The organism is Accumulibacter sp. (genome assembly GCF_031732815.1).
Classification (GTDB): domain Bacteria; phylum Pseudomonadota; class Gammaproteobacteria; order Burkholderiales; family Rhodocyclaceae; genus Accumulibacter.
The window spans coordinates 5033-7665 of the sequence record NZ_JAVMKF010000058.1; the positions used below are offsets into that span (position 1 = coordinate 5033).

Genomic DNA, 2633 nt, shown 5'->3' on the forward strand with positions numbered 1-2633 from the left:
CGAGTTGCAATCCCGATTCGAAGCCGCCGTCGCTGCCTCCAGATCCTTGCCTGAACGGCCCGACAACAATACCCTGCTCAAGCTCTATGCGCTGTACAAGCAGGCGACTGACGGCGATGTCGCCGGCCGCCGGCCAGGTTTCACCGACATGGTGGGACGAGCCAAGTACGACGCCTGGGCAAGCCTGCAGGGTACCGCGGCACCGGATGCGATGCAGCAGTACGTCTCGTTGATCGACCATCTGGCTGGCCGGACCACCGGGTAAGCGCCTGCCGGCGTCGGAAGGCGCCTCGCCTGGAAAGGAGACTGCCATGTGGCGAATCTTGCGTGCGATCTGTTGCGTGCTTGCCGTCTGGCTGCCGGCTTCGCCGGTCGTCGCGGCGGACCGGGACGCCGATCATGAGGCACTGCGGGCGATCCTGCGCGTCGGCGCCGAGGCGCTCAATACGGGCGAATTCGACGAACTGAGTCGCCTGCTCCACCAGGATTTCGCTGTGGTGACGGTGGATCACCGGAAGTTCACGACGATCGAAGAATTTCGCGCCTATTGGCGTGGCTTGCTGAAGGGCGACCGTCGCTCGCTCGATCGCATCGTCGCGCGGCCAGTCGCCGACGAACTGACGCACTTCCTGCGCGATGACGTCGGTCTGGTGCAGGGCGTGTCGAACGACACCTACCATTTTCGTGACGGCGATGTGCGTGAGATGACGACGCTGTGGACGGCCGTCGTCGCCCGCGAGGACGGGATCTGGAAGCTGGTCCGACTGCACCTGTCGGCCAACGTGCTTGACAATCCGGTGATCGAGGCGCTCAAGACGGGTTTGCTGCGCGCGCTGGTGGGCGCCTCGATCGGCTGTCTGCTGCTCGGTCTGGTGATCGGTTTCTTCGTCGGCCGCCGCCGACGCCGAGGGATTGGCTAGACGACCAACCGGCGGACAGCCATCGGTCCGCTGGCGCGTACCTGACACGCCAGGCGCGCATCCGGCCGATCCGGCGCGTAAAGCGCCAGCGCCTCGCGCTCCTCAGCCGAAACAGCCAAATCGGAGGAGCGATCGTGCGCGACGACTTCGATCAGGCAGGTACCGCAAAGCCCGGCCCGGCAGCCGAAAAGCAGCGGGGAGTTGGCGGCAGTCAGGTGCAGCGAAAGGAAGTCGTCAGCGGGAACCTCGACATCCGGAAACGAGGTGCCGGGGAATGAGATCGTGTGGCGCTTCATGCCGACGAGCCGGCCAGATCGGCCGGGGCAGGCTGCGGCTGATCCTTCAGCGCCGATGCGCGGCGCTGGAAGCGGGCAAAGGCGCGGCGATTCGTCTGCAGGTAGCGGTCGACGCCATTGCCGGCCATGTGCCGCATTTCCCGGTTCGCCGCCGACAGCCAGGTGACCGGCTCGACGAAGCGGCGATACGATTCCACCGCTTCGGCATGCGTTCGCGCGGCCGCCTGCACACCGTCGGAGTCCTCGCAGTAGCAGCGTTCGAGCATGCGCAAGGCGCCGGCATGATCGAGGGCGAACGAGGGCGAGCGCAGGAGCAGGTAGGTCGCCGCGAAGAGCGCCGGGTCGAACCAGAAAATTCCGTTGACCGCAACCGAGAAATGGTAGTGGTCGAGCTGGCAGCCAGCCACGCCACGATTCACCACCCAGCGCTCGAAGGCGCTGGGCGCTGGAAGTACGCGCGGCACTTCGAGACCGACGATGCGCGAGGTGTTGAAGTGGAAGCTTTCGTCCGAGAAGTGATGCCAACTGATTGCGGCGGGGATGGGCGCGCGTTCGCGCTCGGCGTGATTTGCGAAGAACTGGCTCAGCTTGTGCTGGACGATCTTGCCGTTGAGCGTGCGCAGGCCGCGGATCAGCAGGTACTGGCTGCCCAGGAAGGGGCTGCCGGCCATGGCGGTGAAGGCGCGCAACTGGACGCTCTTCCACCAGGTTTGGAAGCGGTTTGAATCGGCAAAGATCATCGTTTCGGTGAAGGGATGACGCATCGGATAGGTGAAGATGCGGCGGCCGAACAGGCGATGCTCGAAGTCTTCGCCGATCGTCTTGAAGCCGTGGATATGGACGCGCTCCTGGCGCGTCTCGAGATCCAGGTTGTCGCAGACCGGGCGAAAATCCTCGATCGCATAAAGCCCGACGGCCGCGACATGGTTGAGGAAGATGGTCGCAATTTCGGCCGAGACGATCTGGCTGTAGTACGCGACCCAGTACAACTGGTTGAGCAGCACGCGCTGGGCGGGCGAAGCTTCATTCCACAGCGCCGTTCCCCAGAGGAGAGAAAAAGTCTCCGGGTTCCACAGGCTCGACCGGCAATCGCTCAGGCAATACGCGGCGACGGCCGCCTCGATCGCTTCGCTGGCGTCCTGCGCTGTATTGCGTTTGAGGTTCAGCTCGACCTGCTTGACAATCCGCGCGTCGTCCAGCAGGGAGTGTGGCGTCGCCTGGGCAAGTCCTCGATGCATCTCAGCTTCTCCATGTGAGGCGGCAAGGCGCGAGCAACTGTTCGAGCGCGTCCTGCCGGCAGTCAATGCCGTAATGCTGCGGGTAGTCGTCGGCCGCGAAGTAGGTTCCGAAAAGGCGGTCCCAGAGCGACAGATTAGCCCCGAAGTTGCACCGCGGCGCGCCTTCCTGATGGTGCCAG

General features: G+C 64.5%; 4 protein-coding genes. 2 read left to right on the plus strand and 2 right to left on the minus strand.

What is annotated here, in order from left to right; all coding sequences use genetic code 11:
* Both RKP46_RS04945 and RKP46_RS04950 read left to right on the plus strand, forming a co-directional pair.
* On the plus strand, positions 1 to 265 hold a 265-nt coding region (locus RKP46_RS04945), incomplete at its 5' end, for an acyl-CoA-binding protein (protein ID WP_311105596.1).
* A 46-nt stretch (positions 266 to 311) separates the two neighbouring features.
* Complete coding sequence (locus RKP46_RS04950) at positions 312 to 920, plus strand: nuclear transport factor 2 family protein (protein WP_300327482.1); 609 nt, start codon at positions 312 to 314, stop codon at positions 918 to 920.
* Here the strand turns inward: RKP46_RS04950 and RKP46_RS04955 are convergent.
* Positions 917 to 1216 (minus strand): 2Fe-2S iron-sulfur cluster binding domain-containing protein, encoded by a 300-nt coding sequence (locus RKP46_RS04955; RefSeq protein ID WP_311105597.1) that lies wholly within the window; start codon positions 1214 to 1216, stop codon positions 917 to 919. The two genes, RKP46_RS04950 and RKP46_RS04955, sit on opposite strands and share 4 nt — an antisense overlap.
* The gene (locus tag RKP46_RS04960) at positions 1213 to 2454 is read right to left on the minus strand and encodes a P-aminobenzoate N-oxygenase AurF (protein ID WP_311105598.1); all 1242 of its coding nucleotides are present in this window, start codon (positions 2452 to 2454) and stop codon (positions 1213 to 1215) included. The genes RKP46_RS04955 and RKP46_RS04960 overlap by 4 nt, the downstream gene beginning before the upstream one ends.
* Between the last annotated feature and the right edge of the window lie 179 nt (positions 2455 to 2633).